Genomic DNA, 18980 nt, shown 5'->3' with positions numbered 1-18980 from the left:
TAAACTTGGTCTTTTGACCTTATCGTGTATGTCAATGCGTATGATATTTAAACGTGCTGTCATTCGAAAATCAGACACTGTCTCGGTTCCATACGGAGATGGGGGCTAGCGCTAAACATGCTGGCAGAGTACGTTGTAGATGATTTCTCGGATACCGAGTGAGTGCTCAGAGTCACGATACCCCAGCCCAAACTTGCTACGCTGGATGGCCTCGTGATGATTGATGATGACCAGTTCATTATGATTGAGCTCATTTTTAATTGAGTCTTGATCAATGCTAATCCAACCAATGCCGTCTTTGGCTAGCTGCTTGGCTGTGGCTACGTTATTGACGGACAAGTGATTAAATTTATAGTTACCCCATACGGATTCACTTTGTTGTTGTGTTATCGCAATCGCGAGGTGCTGACTAAGCTGCTCTGTTGATACTTCGTCGAATTGCGCTATTGGATGCCCTGGTGCGCAGACAGAAATAAATTGACGCTGAGTAACATTCATAAACTCCCACTGTCCAATACCACTATAGGGATAGTGGCTGATAATAAAGTCGTATTGCTCTGAAGCTATTAGGTCATCACAGGTCGCACACTCAATCTGAAGTTCTATGCCAGGTTCTATCTCGCGCAGTTGGTGAATGAGAAGAGAGATTATCTTTGGATTGATAAAAGTAGTGATCCCAAGTCGAATTCGATCTGTACCGGAGCCGTTAATTTTCTCGACTTGTGATTCCAGTTTTTCAGACAGTCTTAGGATTGATGATGCTTTATCTAGAAGTGCTTGTCCTTGCTCGGTGAGAATCGGTTTATGACCCGCACGGTCAAACAGTTCAATCCCCCAGTCGAGCTCGAGATTCGCTATCCATTGACTGACTTGGACGCGACCTTTGTTCATGGCTTTGGCAGCCGCTGAGATAGACCCAAGTTCGGTGGTCATGACAAAAGCTTTGATTGCATTGATGTTCATGGTAACCCTTATTCAATTCGTTTATTACAGTGCTAAATGATCAAAGTGCTCCGTACCTGATATCTCAGCAAACATAAGCCCACTCCTTGAAAGCTGTGAGTATGTTAATTATCTTTGATGAACTAATATCTATTGCTTATGGTTTAAAAAGGTTATCACTTGGCATCTATTGAACAGCTAGAAAGCTTCGTCGCCGTCGCTCAGGTAGGCTCTGTGGTCGCCGCGGCAGAAAAGTTAGGCAAAACTCACGGTCCAGTTACGTTGGCTATTCAAAGTCTCGAAGCCCGTTGGGGGAGGTTATTTGTCGAAAATACGGCAAAGCGACAGTTGTCAGAAAAGGGACAAGCCTTACTGCCTTGGGCTGAGGCGGTAGTGGCGAGTTATTATGAATTAAAGAACTCCGCCGTCCAGGTCTCACCGAGTCAAGTATCTATAGGTATTGATAGCCAGTTGCCACAGCACTGGATGAAAGAGCTGCTTTGGAGTGTGATGGATCTTGATATTCGCTGTCAGTTTTATTTGTTACCAAGTGATGAGCTAATCAAGGCGTTTAATCAGCAGCGTTTAGATTGGGTTGTGACGTTAGCGGATTTGCCTTGGCCTGAAACGAGCAATTTTTTCTCTATAGGTCATATAGAAAGCTATTTAGTGACAAGTAGTCCACAGCTTGACTCTTTTGATGGCCCACTTCGTTTGGATAGTGGCCTGCTGTTGAGTCTGCCACAGTTGTCTCTTTCACACCCCAATCGAGTTGATGTACCTATTTATAAGCGCTTTGACTATCCTTGCCCATGGCAAATTCGAGTCAGCGATTACCACCTGGCTTCGGCTATTTTGGCTAAAGTACCCAGCCATTTGTCGTCTGTTCTTGGCAATATAGATTTAACAGAGACAATGAGCGTCAAGGATGAGCCTCATTTAAAGGCAGCATGGGGAGTCCTGGTGTTCTGGAGTGATCACCTCGCGAAAAGTGAATTGCTGGAAAAGCTCAATGGCTGGGCCATGCATAAATCCCAACAACAAGAGGGACAGCAATGACCATCGATCAGATCCGAATATTTGTTGCGGTGGCGCATCATGGCAGCATGAGAAGCGCGGCTCGTGCTTTAGGGAAATCTCAACCAGCTATCACTGCGAGCATTAGACGCTTAGAGATTAGTCTTGACGGTGAACTCTTTGCTCCGGGAAGTCGACCTGCAAGGTTGAGCCGTTTTGGAGAGCGATTTTTAAAGCGGGCAACGGAACTAGTGAATATCTTAGAGCTAACGGATGCGTTTTCTAGCCGAAGTAGTGTCAAAAAATTGAGCGTGTGCTTTGACTATGGCCTGTCTTTCTATGAGGTGGTCGATATTTCGCTACTGCTATTACGAGAAAATCCATTGCGTAGCTTGGATTTATTTCGAGTCGATACACACGCGATACAGAAATTATTGATTCAACAAGAAATTGACATAGCGATCACTCAACCTTTTAGGCACTTACCTTCTCATCTTCAATCTAAACCTGTTGGCCGGCGTGAATTTGTCGAAGTACAAGCTCCAGAACAATCCGGTAGACGACATCGACAGATGTTTGTGCACGGAAGTAAGGGGCAGCCGTTATGGTGTTCACAGAGCGACAGTTCGTTAAATGCAATCTCGTTTAATCGACCTCAAGATATGTTAAGTGCGATGCGTGAGTTTTATGGGATTGGTTGGTTGCCAAAAGGGGAAGTCGAGGAGTCTCTTGCGGGGCATGAGCTGGTACTTACCAAGCGAGATTCAGAGAACATAGGCTATCAACTGATATGGCAAAGTGATGTTAATAGTGAATTGAAGCTGGTGGAAAAAATACACCAATTAAGCCAATCATTTGCGGTTAATGCGTAGTTTCCTGTGTCATAAAGTGATGACACATATGGTATTTACTTTCGTTGAAAGCTCTTTACTCTTACTTGGCACATAATGAAAAAGGAGTGTGACTATGGCGAGAAGGCTTATACGCTTAGCGGTAATGATGGTGGTTTCTATTTCCCCTAGTGTCTACGCTCAATATGTCGCGGAATTGAATTTAATGGTCCGCGGTGTTTATCAAGGCAAAGTTGAGATAGGGCTGCAAGATAGCCAAGTCATCAAGAAAAATGAGACCACACAAGTCATATTGTATAGTCAGTCGAGTGTGAGTGACGATATAGCCACATTACACTTTGTCGTTGTCGAACAGTCACTAAGCCACCCACAAGACCAAAATCAGCTCGTTTTACCGACGATGATCACTGAAGTGAATAGTGAAGCTGGCGTTGAAGTCGGTGATGAACATGGAAGCAATATTCACTATCAGGTAGTGGTGCGTAAGGAAGAGCCCCTCTCTTATTAATTTTCTTCCGTAAAAGGTGCGACTCATGCATCTTGGTTCCGTTTTGTTTCAGACACTGATTTTTGAAGCCGCCTTTGATTCGATACGCTTAACTCGTTCATTGGAGAAGGGACTCTCTATCTTTAAATCACCTTGATCGGAGAGATAGCATGCCCAAATTAAGCGTAAGTCAAAAAATACATGTACCAGCTGAAACTCAGGACAGCTATGGCGAGTTTAACCTCTATGGGAAACTGCGAGAGGTTATTTTGGGTCACAGTGACAATATGCGCTTGCCTAAATTAACCGACGATATTAAGGCTGCGTACCAAAGTGTCATGCAACCTGAGTTATTTGAAATGTGTGACAAAGCGGGCGGGCAGCTATTATCGGATGCTTACCCAGACTATCTCGCAGGCTTAAAGAGTGAAACTGAAGCCTTGGCAAAAGCACTACAGCGCTTTGATGTGAACGTACTTCATGCTCGAGGTGTATCCGAAAGTGAAATACTATTTTGCCAAAATTCTACGGTGTTTACTCAAATATTCGCAGCGGAGCCGCTGTGGGTCGTGGGGCGGAATGTGCTAGAGAATGTATGGGCAAGCGATATCGCTTGGGCAAGCATAGCGCCAGTCAGAGAACTGCATCAACCATTTATCGACAACGACAGCAATATCTTACACTACACAGCGCCGAGACCGACGATGTCGCGAGATTATGTCTATGAAGGTGGAGATGTGCTTAATTTGGGTGATGGACGAGTCCTGGTGTCCACCGGACCTTCTTCCACCAATCAGCGTGGGGCTGAATGGGTCAAACGTATGCTCGAACATGATGGTTATCAGGTTTGTATTATCAACCTTCCTGACGTGGGTATTCATCATCTATTCGCCGTGATGTGTGTTGCTGGGCCAAAATTGGTCATTGCTTATGAAGAGTCATTCCCAAATGGGCTACCTGAATTTATGCGTGACTTTGATGTGATTTGGGTCAACAGAGCAGAAGCGCTCGCGACTGGCCCTTGTGCTGTGATGCTTGATAATAAGCATATTCTAGTACCAGAGGAAGCGCCGCAACTGTGTCAGCAACTAGCAGAAAAAGGCATGACGCCGGTGACAGTCCCTTTCAAACATCATGCGAAATTGTGTGGTGGTATCCGCTGTAAAATATCGGTTACTCGCCGAGCACTTTCTTAACTAACCTTTCATGATGCCCCTGTTGTATAACGGGGGCCATTTTGGTGGTGACAATGAAGAAGCAAATAACGATCTATCGAAATCGGTTTGTCGATAACATTCGGCTATTTTCAGGCATATTGATGCTGGTTATTGCCTGCGCGAGCCCCTTATTGATTCCTATCATTTCGACTTTAAAAATTGGTAACGGCTCAAAAGCGTTACTTAGTGGGGCGATGATCTTTGGGGTGCCTGAATTGGCAACGCTGGCTGCCGTGATGCTACTTGGTAAAGAGCGATTACTTGTTATCAAAAATTGGGTCGTAGAAAAGGTGCTAAAGCTTAAACCACAGCGCAAATCGACAAAATCAGGTTATTACTCGGGACTAATATTGATGATGGTTGTTGGACCTATCATGAATATTGTGCTGTTTTATCTGCCAGTCTTATCGCCAGACTGGGTTGAATCTAGGCGGGTGATCGGCGTAATTTGCGATGTGACTTTTATCGTGGCTTTATTTATGGCGGGAGAGCAGCTTTGGGGAAAATTAGAAGCAATTTTCTCTTTTGATGCACCTCAGAATATCTGTGGCGTGTTGGTCGATGACCCTGGAGATCGTGACCGATGCTAGTGGTATTGAGCCATTTACTCGCGAAAATAATAAGTCATTTGTGTGAACTTTAATCAAGTGAATAACATTTACGCGATTCTCTTTTGATGAGAAATAGGCGTTAACGCTGCAATCTGTGAAAAATACAGATTTTTATTTAAAAACTTATGGGGTGATATGTTGCAAACAAGCACGGAATAAAGTGCTGATTTATGAAATTATTTAGGCTGTAATACGTAACAGCGTTGTCTTAAACTAGGTTTTAGTACTGTATTACGGAGTGATCTGATACTTATGTTTCTAATGTGTTAAATGCGAGATGGAATAACTATGCGATACGTTATGGTCATTAATATTGCTAATAACGTGAAGCTTGGCGTTTTATTTTCGTTTTACCGCACATTTTTCGGAGCTAGTATCAACTTTTTACCTAGTTTGAAGCACTACTATATGTAATTAAAGTGCATATATATGTATTCATACTGCTTTGGATTTGCTTGATCTCGAATTTTTATCCTATTTTTGTTGCTTTTCTGTGAAAGATTTGCCAAATTGATGCCCTTATAAATAGTCAGCAGAAAATGCTGTCTACGAATGGATTCAGTTTTGCAGACAGGGGCAGAAAACTGCCAAAGCAGTAGAGGTCTGGTAATGTCATTATTAGAAGTAAAAAATCTTCGTATCGAATACCCATCCCGCCATGGGATACATGCCGCGGTTAAATCTTTGTCGTTCAATGTTGAACGTGGCGAAATAGTTGGTGTGGTTGGGGAGTCCGGTGCTGGTAAATCAACGGTTGGTAACGCGGTTATTGATTTGCTTTCTCCTCCTGGAGTAGTCGCAGCTGGCGATGTTTTCTTGGATGGTGAAAAAATATCAGGGCTTTCTCCGGAAGCCATGCGCAAAGTCCGTGGTTCAAAAATTGGGTTTATTTTCCAAGACCCAATGACCTCTCTCAATCCACTTTTCACGGTTGAGCAACAATTAAAAGAGACCATCCACGCCAATATGGACGTATCGGATGAGGAAGCATATCAGCGCTCGCTTAACCTAATGAATCAAGTGGGCATCCCGCAACCAGAAAATCGTCTTAAGCAGTTTCCACACCAGTTTTCGGGTGGTATGAGACAACGTGTTGTTATTGCCATTGCTTTGGCTGGTGAGCCAGACCTTATTATTGCGGATGAACCAACAACGGCGTTGGATGTATCGATCCAAGACCAAATTTTGGGTTTGATTCGCGATTTGTGCATCAAAAACAACGTGGGTTGTATGTTGGTGACGCATGATATGGGTGTGGTTTCTAACGTGACCGATCGTGTTGCCGTTATGTACCGTGGTGATTTAGTGGAGTTTGGCGCGACAGCAAAAGTGTTGGGCGATCCCGATCATCCATACACACGCAGTCTTATTTCAGCTGTGCCACGTTCTGATATTAAGCTGGGGCGTTTCCCGCTAGTGAGTTATATCGAAGACGCTAAAGAAATGAAGCCTCTTGATATTAAGAATCACTGGTTAGGGCAAAGCCAGGATCAGCGAGAGTATACGGGACCATTGTTGAACGTAGAAAACGTCAACCTGCGGTTTATCACCAAAGATTCATTATTTGAAAGTCGTCGTGAATACGTGCAAGCGTCTAATAACGTCAGCTTTGAAGTGCATGAAGGCGAAACGTTTGGTTTAGTGGGGGAGTCTGGCTCTGGTAAATCAACCATTGCGCGCGTGATTGCGGGGCTATATGCGCCGAATTCAGGCAAGGTTAGTTTTGAGGGTATTGATCTTACAGGATTGAAATCTGAAAAAGAGCGTCGTCCGATGCGTCGTCAAATGCAGATGGTGTTCCAAAACCCGTACACTTCGATGAATCCCCGTATGAAAGTCTTCGACATTGTTGCGGAACCCATTCGTTTTCATAAGCTGACAGCGAATGAGAATGAAACCAAGCAAATCGTTGAAGATCTGCTAGAGCATGTTGGGCTTGGGAAAATGGCAGGGTTGAAATATCCACATGAATTTTCTGGTGGCCAACGTCAGCGTATTTCTATTGCTCGTGCACTAGCAACCCGTCCAAGACTATTGATTTGTGATGAGCCTACGTCGGCACTCGACGTATCCGTTCAGGCTCAAATCTTGAACCTACTTAAAGATTTACAACAAGAGCTCAATCTAACCATGCTGTTTATCAGTCATGACTTGCCTGTTATTCGCCAAATGTGCGACAGGGTAGGTGTGATGCAGATGGGGACATTGCTTGAGGTTGCCCCAACAGAGCAACTCTTTACCGCTCCTCAGCATGAGTACAGCCAACATTTGATTTCCTTAATGCCCGAATTTAAGGGCTTAAGAGAAGGCGCAGTAAAAACGGCGTAAGCCAATAAAAAATCCCTATTGGGACTTGATAACAGAAGCAAACACAACAATTACGGGATCCGGATCCCCGCATGAAGGAGTTATGCAAATATGAGAACCATGAAAAGCAAACTAGCAGTGGCGCTAATGGCCGCAGGCCTAAGCTTTAATACCCTAGCAGCAGACATCAAGGTTGGTTACGCTGCTGACCCAGTTTCACTAGACCCGCATGAGCAATTGTCTGGTGGTACACTGCAAATGTCACACATGGTGTTTGACCCACTGGTTCGTTTTACTCAAGAAATGGACTTTGAACCTCGCCTAGCGGAAAGCTGGGAACGTGTTAACGACACAACGGTTCGTTTCAATCTTCGTAAAGGTGTTAAATTCCACTCTGGCAATGCATTGACGGCTGATGACGTGGTTTGGACGTTCGATCGTCTACAAAATTCACCAGATTTCAAAGCAATCTTCGACCCATATGAAAAAATCGTTAAGGTTGACGACTACACATTCGATCTAGTGACAAAAGGTCCTTACCCACTCGTACTGCAAACAGCAACGTACATTTTCCCAATGGATAGCAAGTTCTATTCAGGTAAAACGGAAGATGGTAAAGACAAATCTGAGCTCGTGAAGCACGGTAACTCGTTTGCTTCTACGCATGTATCAGGTACAGGTCCATTTGTTGTTACGGCACGTGAGCAAGGCGTTAAAGTTGATTTCGAACGCTTTGCTGATTACTGGGATACCGAAACAAAAGGTAACGTTGATAAGCTAACACTGGTGCCAATCAAAGAAGATGCAACACGTGTTGCTGCGCTTCTTTCTGGTGGTGTTGACATGATTCACCCGGTTGCGCCAAATGACCACAAACGTGTGGCATCGGCTGACGGTATCGATCTTGTGACGCTTCCTGGTACTCGTATCATCACGTTCCAAATGAACCAAAACAGCAACGAAGCATTGAAAGATGTGCGCGTTCGTCAGGCGATTGTGCACGCAATCAACAACGAAGGCATCGTTAAGAAAATCATGAAAGGCTTCGCAACAGCGGCTGGTCAACAAAGCCCTGCAGGTTACGTGGGTCATGATGATGCGCTGGTTCCACGTTACGACGTGAAAAAAGCGAAACAGCTAATGAAAGAAGCGGGCTACGAAGACGGCTTTACTCTTTCTATGATGGCGCCAAACAACCGTTACGTGAATGACGCTAAAGTGGCACAAGCGGCGGCTGCGATGTTGTCTAAGATTGGCATCAAAGTTGATCTGAAAACGTTGCCAAAAGCACAGTACTGGCCTGAGTTTGACCTTTGTTCTGCAGATATGATGATGATCGGTTGGCACTCAGATACAGAAGATTCTGCGAACTTCAATGAGTTCTTAACAATGACTCGTAACGAAGAGACAGGTCGTGGTCAATACAACTGTGGTCACTACTCAAACCCAGAAATGGATGCCGTGGTTGAAGCTGCAAACGTAGAGACTGACCCTGCCAAGCGTGCGGAAATGCTAAAAGGCGTTGAAGCAACACTGTATAACGACGCAGCATTTGTTCCTCTTCACTGGCAAAGTGAAGCGTGGGGCGCGAAGTCTAACGTGAAAGCAGCAGACATCGTAAACCCAATGGTTATGCCTTACTTTGGCGACCTAGTGGTTGAATAATCTCGTTTAGTACACGTTGATAAGAGGGGAAAGCCTTCCCCTCTTTGTTCGCTTTATACTGCTTAGTTTTATTTCAGTCGGACTAAGTGGATTTTAAGACTGAATAAGTTCTCGTCACAGAGACATATGGATAGTTAAGGGGCAAGGGATGTTTTCGTTTCTGGTCAAGCGCCTGTTTCAGGCACTGATAGTGATGTTTGTGATCAGTTTGGTGGCATTTGCCATTCAGGATAACCTGGGTGATCCGCTGCGTGAGCTTGTAGGTCAGTCGGTTTCGGAAGCAGAGCGTCAAGCACTGCGTGATGAGTTAGGCCTCAACGATCCTTTCGTTACAAAATACACACGTTTTATTGGTGCGGCACTGCAAGGTGATCTCGGCACATCATACTTTTTCAAACGTCCTGCCGTAGATGTCATTCTTGACAAGCTGGTGGCGACTCTCGAACTGGTGTTCGGCGCGACGTTAATCATTATCTGCCTATCAATACCATTAGGCGTCTATTCAGCAATACACCCTAAAAGCTTTTTCACAAAGCTCGTGATGGCAGGGAGTAGTATTGGTATTTCTATCCCGGTTTTCCTAACCGCGATTATGCTGATGTACGTTTTCTCCATTGAATTAGGCTGGTTACCTTCATTTGGTCGAGGTGAAACCGCTAACGTTCTTGGATGGCAGTCCGGCTTCTTTACGATTGATGGCATTAAGCACTTGGTACTGCCATGTGTCGCACTGGCGTCGATTATGTTGCCGCTATTTATTCGTCTAGTACGCTCTGAAATGCTGGAAGTACTGAGCTCAGAATACATTAAGTTTGCTAAAGCTAAAGGCTTACCTTTACGTAAGATCTATTACCAACATGCCCTGAAAAACACTATGTTACCAGTGTTGACGGTTGGTGGTGTTCAAATTGGTACCATGGTGGCGTACACCATTTTGACTGAGACTGTGTTCCAGTGGCCAGGCACAGGTTTTCTTTTCCTAGAAGCCATCAACCGTGTGGATACTCCGCTGATCACAGCATACGTTATCTTTGTTGGTCTGATCTTCGTGGTGACTAACACCATCGTCGATCTTCTGTATGGATTAATTAACCCAACTGTCAACCTAACTGGAAAAGGAGCGTAGTCATGAGCCAAGCAAATGTAGCAACAGTTCCTTCCGCTTGGGAACGTTTTAAGCAATCAGATTTCTTGTACTACTTTAAGCGCGATAAAGTCGCGATGACGAGTTTTACTATTTTTATGTTTTTCTTGGTGATGGCGTTAGCCGCGCCACTTATCGCACCGGCTGACCCTTATGATCTCAGTTCGATTGATATTATGGATTCAGAGCTTCCTCCGTCTTGGATGGAAGATGGCGATTCGAATTTCGTCTTAGGTACGGATGACCAAGGTCGTGATATTTTATCGACCATCCTTTATGGTTCACGCCTTTCGTTGACGATTGGTTTCCTTGCGGTAGGTCTACAACTATTTTTAGGTATTATCATTGGCTTGTCCGCGGGTTACTTTGGTGGTCGTGTTGATAGCTTCTTGATGCGTTTTGCCGATGTGCAGTTGTCGTTTTCGACCATGATGGTGGCGATCATTGTATCGGCGATATTCAAGGCCAGTTTTGGTACGGAGTTTTATAGCCAGTACGCGGTGACGATGCTGGTGGTGATCATCGGGGTGGCCGAATGGCCGCAATATGCTCGGACTATTCGTGCCTCAGTATTGGCCGAGAAAAAGAAAGAGTATGTAGAAGCAGCGCGAGTCATGGGCTTTAAAGCACCTAAAATCATGTTCCGTCATATTTTGCCAAACTGTCTGTCTCCAATCCTAGTGATCTCGACGGTACAAATTGCCAACGCCATTATGTCGGAAGCTGCATTGTCGTTCTTAGGTCTAGGTTTGCCAGTTGATCAACCATCACTAGGTTCATTAATCAGCATCGGCTTTAACTACATCTTCTCCGGTTCGTGGTGGATTACGGTTTTCCCTGGCATTGTGTTGATTACACTAGTATTGGTGGTCAACCTATTAGGTGACTGGTTAAGAGACGTATTTAACCCGAAAATCTACAAAGGGTGATCTAGAGAGATTGATTTTTAATCCCAATCCTCACTACACTAAGAGTCGCACATAAGTGCGGCTCTTTTTATTAGTGCCACTTATGGAAACTAGCCAGTCTTATCTAGAGTGTTCTGAGGATGTATATGAGCTCTTTAAATGGTGTTAAGGGATCACATTGCCTATCGGTAAGCGCAATCATGAGTACCTTGTTATTTGTTGTTAGTACCTTTTCAGCGCCTGTCGCTGCGACTGGCGTGTTGTGTGATGCGTCTCAGCCTTCTTCTTCCCAATTACCAATACTTAGCCAGGATTGTCCAATAGGTGAGGGAATTTGGAGTCAGACGGTGCCGGAAACGGCGACATCCGTGTATTGGATTCAGTGTGGCATATTGGATGACCCCATGTCATTGAATACGGCTAGAGTCTTGTATAGTGAGATTTCAACGGATGTGTGGATGAAGCCTGAGGGCGAGATTCAGCGGTGTCTCATTGGTCCTTATTATGATGTCGACTTGTTAAAGAAAGAACTGTCGAACATTAAATCAATCAAGGGATACCAAGATGCCTTTATTCGTCAGGTCGGCCCTTCAAAGCCGCAAGCTACTCACGCTGCGAGTGAACCTAAAAAGTACCCTAAATCGACACCAAAACCGCCAATGAAAGCGATGGCTAAGCCTATTGCACAGGTGATAGGTTCGCCCACCGTAAAACAGGCTAAGAGTGTCAATAAGGTGAAACCGATTCAGCCTCTAGCCAAGTCTGTATCACCATCTTTATCAGTACGGCGACAAACCCAGCTTGGCAGCCAGCGCTATGTTGTGCCTTATTTAGCGGGCAGTCAGCACCAGTTTTATATGGAACATGATAAAGCGTGGAATCGAATGGATTACAGCGCAGCCATTAAAGTATGTGGTGATCTTAATATGCATTTAGTCACCGCAAGTGAGTGGCAAAAGCTACTTAATGCGAAAGTGATGCAGAAGAATCTGTGGCCAATGCAGATGCCATATTGGGGGGATGGTCAGAAGGGGCTATTTACCAATGGCAAGGTATCACCACTAAAAAGTAATACTTTGCTCAATGTCATTTGTGTGGGTAAATAGGGCGCTTGTAGCTGCGCCCGTATAGCAATGATTAAGGTAGTAGCCAGCGAGTTTTCGTGCTGCGAGACAATAGCCAGCTTGTGAACAACGCACAACTGCCACTGATGATAACCCAGAGTGGAATCATCACGATGGGGTGACCTTGATACAGGGCGAGTTCATTCATCGGCCATAAAAACAAAGGATGAAGGATATAGATCCCTAAGCTATGCTGGCTGACAACGCTAATCACTTTTTTAAATGACTCATTGATCTTGTCGGCATAGGCTTTTGCCAGAACAAAAATCATGCAGGCTGCGAGAATGGTATTGGTCGTTTTGTACGAGAACCAACGCCCAACCGAGTAACGGTCTGCGGCAATACTATTTTCAATCACCATGTAAGTCCCCAATGCCATTCCGCCTAAGCCAAGAATAAGCGCGATCACCACCGTGGTGTTATTGATCGGCAGCTTTTGGAATAAGATGTAGCCTAACGGTAACAGCCCCATATAGAGCCAAAACTGCTCGCTCCAAGGTCCATCAATTCGCATTAAAAACAATAAAGTGGTGAGTAACCACACACCAGTCAGCGCATACAGAGCGCTATCGTTGTAGCGGCGTACAAAAATTTGTAAAAACGGGATCGCAGCGTAGAGCGGTATAAAGTAGTAGAAAAAGCCTAGGTGGTAGTAGGTGGAATGGTGGTAACTCTCCGCCAGTACATCTTTCACTGTTGCCGCATCGAACCCAGAAATTGTCCAGCCGGACAAATACGCATAAAACAACGACCAAGCAAGAAACGGGACTAATACCTTCCCCAACCTTCTGGAAAGATAGTATTTCAAATCAAATGGACGTTGGTCATTGAGCATCAATGCACCCGTGATCAAAATAAACACCGGTACCGCCCAGCGACTGAATCCATTGAAGGTAATCGCCGTGATCCACTCTCCCATAGGGATTTGCCCAAGTTCGTGGCGATAGGGACCCAATGCGTGAATGATAATGACCGCAAGCGCGGCAACGCATCGCATTACATCAAAGAAAAAGATGTGTTTTTTATCCACGGGCTAACACTCCTTATAGTATAAGTAAAAACTATAATAGATATAAGCGGATGCAGATAGAGGTGTTTGATAATAATTGAGTGACTCTTTTTAGCATGCCGAAAACACACAAGGCCTAAGGGAAATGAGCAGTGTAAAAACACTGCTCGAACAACAGCCTAAGGACAGGCTACTTCATCCCAAAACCAGTTGGATTGTGTCGGGGTTTCCCATACGCCTGGAGCGTTTTTAGCCGTGAAACATTTCCCATTATGGATGACAGTCTCACCCACATTTACTTTGGTGATTCCTGCTTCCCAGGTGATGACGCCGACTGGCGTGTCTCCGGAGTTACCACCAGTGCCGCCATCATTCCCTCCTCCGGTACCGCCGCCAGTGCCACCATCAATGACATCAACAATGCGAACTTCAGGCCAGTTGGCGTGTGAGCCAAAGAGGTTGGTGACACATTTTTCATAGTCACCAGGAACCAGTGCCGAGTAGGCGGTTTGATAGCCGACGAGGTTACACTCAAAGGATACGCCACCAGGGCGGTCTGCATGGTATTTCCAGCTTGCTTCCCAGTTGGTGTACAGCACATCAGTGGCACCATTGAGATTCAGGCTACCGTAAGGGGTTTGCTGCCAGCAGGTATTGGTTTCATCGGCTTCAATTGGAATTTGGTAGTGAGCAGATAGCCCCTCCCAATAGCGAATACGATTAACGGGTTGTCCTTTGTCTTTGTTTTGTGCACCACATTCTATACCGCCATTAATGATGTTAATGGTGGTACCAAAACCATAGCCAATACCCGCATCAACTTCACGTTGAGAAGGTGTCCATGTACGATCAATCACATGTAGCATTGCCGGCTTTGGTGCTTGAGGGGTTAAGAAAAACCAAATAGCGGAGGCAAGGTTGAGCCATGAGTCAGCCACTAAAGCGGGATTATTTAATAGGACCGTCGCATCACCGTCGTACATCACTTCAGAAAATGCCCCGTAATTGAAGTGATACGAGAGCTGCTTAGCGCCTCGACCAAAGTAGCCTTGGTTTGGCGAACATGGCCAGCGCTTATTTTGCCAGTCATTTTGGCCGCAGCCAGTCGTGTAACCAGGTTGCCCTTCTGACCAGCCCATTTCGCGCACATGGACTAAAGCTTGCTGCCACTCCTCCAGCGCTAGTGGGTTATCCCAAGTATTATCAATGGCGATATGCCCGCCTGTTTCTTGAGAAAAATGCGCAAAGGCGGTCACAATCGAGCGCTTACAGATAGCGTCCGCATTACGCCCGTCAGTGTAGTCACCACAGAAAGCAGGAAACTTACCAATCGCTTGTAAGAAGCGTTGATAGGTATATTCCGGTGCTGCCATTTGGGTTAAAAAATCCCACTCACTACGAGGGAATACGCGTTCTGCTCTTTTTACGTTGCTTGGGTTATTCGCCGCACCAGCATCAATAAGGTCGACCGCGCTATTTGGCGCGGTGGCTAACGCATTCGCCCACACGGCATACATAGGGTCGGACGTTTGTGCTTGTTCGCTGGCTATCACTTCAGAGCGCAGTAATATGTATCCGGTTGGGTTTTGCGGGTCGGGTTGGGGATTCACTGCCAAAGTGGGGGCGCTGATGATACTGAGCAGGCAGAGCCCAAGAGTCGGTTTCATTGTAGAGTTCCTTTTTTTTGATTAGTTAGAGGTCGCTACTTAGATGCTCATTCTGCATTCTTTTTATTTAGTAGCGAAAAAAACTATAGAAAAAGGGTGGAATGAGTACGAGTCGAACGTGAGAAACGAATAGTAACTATTGTCGTGATGCGAGGCACTTCTGATCCTATGTGAGGATTGAGCAGTGATGTTGCTTAGAAATATGACCGAGAGCGAAATAAAAAACCGATATGAGGTCGGCTTTTTATCGGGCAGTGAAGTGAATTTTTTCTACTTCTTGTCTATTGAAGATCCAAAAGCGCCGCGACTGAACGCTCGACGATGTCACAGACAGAGCCGTCAATATTGATTGTCAGGGTTTGTGGTTCACTCTCTGGACGTTCAAGAATATCAAATTGGCTGCTAATCATATTTTCTTTCATAAAGTGACCGTCCCTTTGGCGCATTCTTTGCAAAATCAGCTCCTGATGACCATCTAAAAACAAAAATGTGACATTATGATTGTCGCCACGAATGATCTCTCGATAGGATTGTTTGAGTGCCGAGCAGACAATGACCGCATGTTCATTGTTTTGTTCCAGACTATAGGCCGCATCATGAATTCGCTCTAGCCAGGGCGCTCGGTCTTCGTCTGTTAATGGGCAGCCTTGTGACATTTTTTCAATGTTACTTTTAGGGTGAAGATCATCACCATCAATAAATTTTCGGTTTAGCCGTTCAGCCAATTGAGCGCCCACAGTACTCTTACCACATGCAGTGACTCCCATGACAATAATGCTACTTCCTTTCATTTAATCTCCTCTACAGAAACCTGCGCGCTCTCTCATTTTTTGAAATCGCTTATAAATTAATGTTTATCTTATAAATGTTATGGGTAACATGTTACTGGTAACGTCGAGAAATGTGAAGTCACATATAAAACAGCATGGAATGAAGAGTAAGTGAATCGTGATTGAGCACGCGCTTGCTGTCACTGGAATGAATGTCTTTAGGGGATAAAAATGGCCAATAATTACCGAGCAATCGCAAAATCGGTTGTTGAACACTTAGGGGGAAAAGACAACGTTTCCGCCTTAACACACTGTATGACTCGATTACGATTTGTTGTACATCATTCTGAGAGCGTGGATATCGAAAGCCTAAAAACACTGAAAGGTGTCATGGGTGTGGTAGATAATGGCGACAAAGTACAGGTTATTATTGGTAATGAAGTGTCTTATGCCTACCAAGAGATCATGGCTATCTGCAATATGGCTTCTGACAGTGGTGCAGCAGTGCCAGTCAAAAAAGAGAAGCTAACTGCGAAGTCTGTGGGTGCGAAAATGTTGGATGCCCTCGTGGGCACGATGTCTCCACTGATTCCGGCGATCATTGGTGGTTCGATGGTGAAGCTGCTGGCAATGGTGCTGCAAATGACAGGTTGGATGGAGCCAAACGCGCCAACACTGATCATTTTAAACGCCATTGGTGATGGGGCGTTCTTCTTCCTACCAGTGATGGTTGCGGCATCTGCCTCGGTTAAATTTAAAACTAATATGTCGCTGTCTATTGCTATCGCGGGTGTGCTTATTCATCCCAACTTTATGGCACTGATGGAGCAAGCCGCTCAGGGTCAGCATGTTGATTTCTTTGGCATACCTATTACGTCAGTGAAATACACCTATACGGTGATTCCTGTACTGGTGATGACTTGGGTGCTTTCTTATATCGAGCGTTGGGTGGATAGTATTACACCTGCGGTAACGAAGAACTTCCTAAAACCAATGTTAATTGTCTTAATTTCCGCACCAATTGCAATTGTTCTGATTGGTCCATTTGGTATTTGGGTTGGTACGGCTCTATCTGCACTGGTTTACACGATTTACAATACATTAGGTTGGTTGTCTGTCGCGATTATGGGGGCACTTTGGCCGCTATTAGTGCTCACTGGCATGCACCGAGTTTTCACCCCAACCATCATTCAAACTATTGCCGAAACAGGCCGAGAGGGCATGGTTATGCCATCTGAAATTGGTGCCAATATTGGCATGGGTGGAGCGTGTCTAGCCGTTGCCTACAAAACGAAAAACAGCGCACTAAAGCAAACGTCACTCGCAGCAGGTGCGTCCGCTATTTTTGCTGGCATTTCAGAGCCTGCGCTTTACGGGGTACTCGTTCGCCTTAAACGTCCACTTATCGCAACCATGATTACAGGCTTCATTGTTGGCGGTCTAGCTGGAATGGCGGGGATTGCTAGTCACTCTATGGCGGCGCCAAGTCTCTTTACTAGCGTGCAGTTTTTTGATGTTAATGATCCCATGAGTATTGTCTGGGTCTTTGGTCTGATTGCGTTGTCGATCGTTCTTTCATTCGTGCTCACACTGATGTTGGGGTTTGAAGATATTCCAGAAGATGACAGCGATTACAATTCAGTATCGCTACAAGAAGAGTCGGAGAAAGACGCTAAAGATAAAGTCACCACAGCACCAGTCACCGCTTAAGTCGCGCATACCGTGTTGTTAGGCAATTTACTATTCAAGTCACCGAGGGTATCGGTGACTTTTACTGTTTAGAGGGCGTTATGTCAGAGATACAATTTCCCCACGACTTTCTGTGGGGTGGTGCAATTGCTGCCAATCAATCAGAAGGTGCTCATCGAGCGGGCGGAAAAGGATTAACCACGGTTGATATGATCCCATACGGCGAAAACCGTATGCCAATAAAACTGGGTCAAGTTGAACAGGTGGAGTTGAGCGAAGAGGAATTTTACCCTAGCCACAATGCGATCGACTTTTATCATCGCTATAAGGAAGACATTGCACTGCTTGCTGAAATGGGTTTTAAAGTGTTCCGTATGTCGATTGCATGGAGCCGAATCTACCCTAAGGGTGATGAATTAGAGCCAAATCAGGCTGGGCTGGACTTTTATCGCGCTGTATTTGAAGAGTGTAAAAAATATGGCATTGAGCCGCTAGTCACGCTATGTCACTTTGATGTGCCTATGCACTTGGTTAACGAATATGGCTCGTGGCGCAGCCGTAAAATGATCGAGTTCTTTAGTCGCTATGCTCGTACTTGCTTTGAGCAATACAAAGGTCTGGTTAAGTATTGGCTCACTTTCAATGAAATTAATATCCTTCTCGCCAGTCCATTTTCTGGTGCAGGACTATTGTTTCAAGAGGGTGAAAATCATGACCAAGTGAAATACCAAGCGGCTCACCATGAGTTAGTGGCGAGTGCGCTAGTTACCAAGATTGCGCACGAAGTGGATCCGCAAAACCAAGTAGGTTGTATGCTGGCTGGTGGTAATTTCTACCCTTACTCTTGTAAGCCTGAAGATGTATTGACGGCCATGGAGAAAGATCGCGAAAATCTATTTTTTATTGATGTTCAGTCACGTGGTTATTATCCATCTTATGCTCAGAAAGTCTTCGATCAAAAAGGCGTCGTTCTTGAGACGGAAGAGGAAGACTTTGAAATTTTAGCCAATACTGTCGACTTCATTTCGTTTAGCTACTACGCCTCTCGCTGTGCTGCTGCTGATATGAATGAAGGCAATACCAGCGCTGCGAATGTCGTTAAGTCGATTAAAAATCCGCATCTGCCAGCAAGTGACTGGGGCTGGGTTATCGATCCTACGGGGTTACGTATCACCATGAACACGCTCTATGACCGCTACCAAAAGCCACTGTTTTTGGTTGAGAATGGTTTAGGAGCAAAAGATAGCCTAGATGAGAATGGTGAGATTAATGACGATTACCGTATCGATTATCTGCGAAAGCACATCAAGGCGATGCATGACGCAATGACGGATGGCGTACCTTTGATGGGCTTTACGCCTTGGGGATGTATTGATCTTGTTGCCGCTTCAACTGGTGAAATGACTAAACGTTATGGGTTTATCTACGTTGATCGCGATAATCTTGGCGGCGGCACATTAAACCGCATTCCGAAAAAATCCTTCTATTGGTATAAAAAAGTGATTACCAGCAATGGCTCTGACCTTGGTTAATTACGCCAAATAGTCTCGTAAAACGAAAAAGGGCCTAAGT

At 45.1% G+C, this 18980-nt stretch carries 16 protein-coding genes; 12 read left to right on the top strand and 4 right to left on the bottom strand.

Going from position 1 to position 18980, the window contains the following annotated elements; genetic code table 11:
* Window positions 1–111: 111 nt before the first annotated feature.
* Window positions 112–963 (bottom strand): LysR family transcriptional regulator, encoded by an 852-nt coding sequence (locus L4D05_RS21065; RefSeq protein WP_428795198.1) that lies wholly within the window; start codon window positions 961–963, stop codon window positions 112–114.
* A gap of 159 nt (window positions 964–1122) precedes the next feature.
* Between L4D05_RS21065 and L4D05_RS21060 the strand changes: the two genes are divergently transcribed.
* The 10 genes from L4D05_RS21060 (at window position 1123) to L4D05_RS21015 (ending at window position 12255) form a co-directional block, all read left to right on the top strand.
* Window positions 1123–2001, top strand: coding sequence for a LysR family transcriptional regulator (locus L4D05_RS21060; protein WP_428795197.1), 879 nt, complete (start codon window positions 1123–1125; stop codon window positions 1999–2001).
* Entirely contained in the window at window positions 1998–2831 is an 834-nt protein-coding gene (locus tag L4D05_RS21055) for a LysR family transcriptional regulator (RefSeq protein ID WP_428795196.1), read from the top strand. Before L4D05_RS21060 ends, L4D05_RS21055 begins: the two co-directional genes overlap by 4 nt.
* 94 nt (window positions 2832–2925) lie before the next feature.
* A complete protein-coding gene (locus L4D05_RS21050; protein WP_428795195.1) occupies window positions 2926–3318 on the top strand; it encodes a hypothetical protein in 393 nt (130 codons plus the stop codon).
* Window positions 3319–3467: 149 nt separating this feature from the next.
* Window positions 3468–4493, top strand: a complete 1026-nt coding sequence (locus tag L4D05_RS21045) for a hypothetical protein (RefSeq protein ID WP_428795194.1) — start codon at window positions 3468–3470, stop codon at window positions 4491–4493.
* A gap of 53 nt (window positions 4494–4546) precedes the next feature.
* Window positions 4547–5104, top strand: a complete 558-nt coding sequence (locus L4D05_RS21040; RefSeq protein ID WP_428795193.1) for a hypothetical protein — start codon at window positions 4547–4549, stop codon at window positions 5102–5104.
* Between the two features lie 630 nt (window positions 5105–5734).
* On the top strand, window positions 5735–7453 hold the full coding sequence (locus L4D05_RS21035) for a dipeptide ABC transporter ATP-binding protein (protein WP_428753903.1): 1719 nt from the start codon (window positions 5735–5737) through the stop codon (window positions 7451–7453).
* A gap of 90 nt (window positions 7454–7543) precedes the next feature.
* Window positions 7544–9097 carry an ABC transporter substrate-binding protein gene (locus L4D05_RS21030; RefSeq protein WP_265675133.1) on the top strand — a complete coding sequence of 518 codons (1554 nt, stop codon included), beginning with the start codon at window positions 7544–7546 and terminating at the stop codon, window positions 9095–9097.
* A 148-nt stretch (window positions 9098–9245) separates the two neighbouring features.
* Entirely contained in the window at window positions 9246–10223 is a 978-nt protein-coding gene (locus tag L4D05_RS21025; protein WP_265675134.1) for an ABC transporter permease, read from the top strand.
* Window positions 10224–10225: 2 nt separating this feature from the next.
* Window positions 10226–11170 (top strand): ABC transporter permease, encoded by a 945-nt coding sequence (locus L4D05_RS21020; protein WP_265675135.1) that lies wholly within the window; start codon window positions 10226–10228, stop codon window positions 11168–11170.
* A 125-nt stretch (window positions 11171–11295) separates the two neighbouring features.
* Window positions 11296–12255, top strand: a complete 960-nt coding sequence (locus L4D05_RS21015) for an SPOR domain-containing protein (protein ID WP_428753901.1) — start codon at window positions 11296–11298, stop codon at window positions 12253–12255.
* Window positions 12256–12286: 31 nt separating this feature from the next.
* Here the strand turns inward: L4D05_RS21015 and L4D05_RS21010 are convergent, their stop codons facing one another.
* The 3 genes from L4D05_RS21010 to L4D05_RS21000 form a co-directional block, all read right to left on the bottom strand.
* Window positions 12287–13270, bottom strand: coding sequence for an acyltransferase (locus tag L4D05_RS21010; RefSeq protein WP_428795208.1), 984 nt, complete (start codon window positions 13268–13270; stop codon window positions 12287–12289).
* 191 nt (window positions 13271–13461) lie between these two features.
* Window positions 13462–14949, bottom strand: a complete 1488-nt coding sequence (locus L4D05_RS21005) for a chitinase (protein ID WP_428795192.1) — start codon at window positions 14947–14949, stop codon at window positions 13462–13464.
* A 281-nt stretch (window positions 14950–15230) separates the two neighbouring features.
* Complete coding sequence (locus L4D05_RS21000; protein ID WP_428753898.1) at window positions 15231–15740, bottom strand: gluconokinase; 510 nt, start codon at window positions 15738–15740, stop codon at window positions 15231–15233.
* 210 nt (window positions 15741–15950) lie between these two features.
* On the opposite strand from L4D05_RS21000, the gene ascF reads away from it, so the two are divergent.
* Together ascF and ascB are read left to right on the top strand one after the other, a co-directional pair.
* Window positions 15951–17429 carry a PTS cellobiose/arbutin/salicin transporter subunit IIBC gene (gene ascF, locus L4D05_RS20995; RefSeq protein WP_428795191.1) on the top strand — a complete coding sequence of 493 codons (1479 nt, stop codon included), beginning with the start codon at window positions 15951–15953 and terminating at the stop codon, window positions 17427–17429.
* 80 nt (window positions 17430–17509) lie between these two features.
* Window positions 17510–18940, top strand: coding sequence for a 6-phospho-beta-glucosidase (ascB, locus tag L4D05_RS20990; RefSeq protein WP_428795190.1), 1431 nt, complete (start codon window positions 17510–17512; stop codon window positions 18938–18940).
* Window positions 18941–18980: the final 40 nt, after the last annotated feature.

Source organism: Vibrio nomapromontoriensis, assembly GCF_050337205.1.
In the GTDB taxonomy this organism is placed as follows: Bacteria; Pseudomonadota; Gammaproteobacteria; order Enterobacterales; family Vibrionaceae; genus Vibrio; species Vibrio nomapromontoriensis.
Note: the sequence above shows the minus strand (reverse complement) of the source record. Positions and strands in the feature narration are given on the sequence as shown.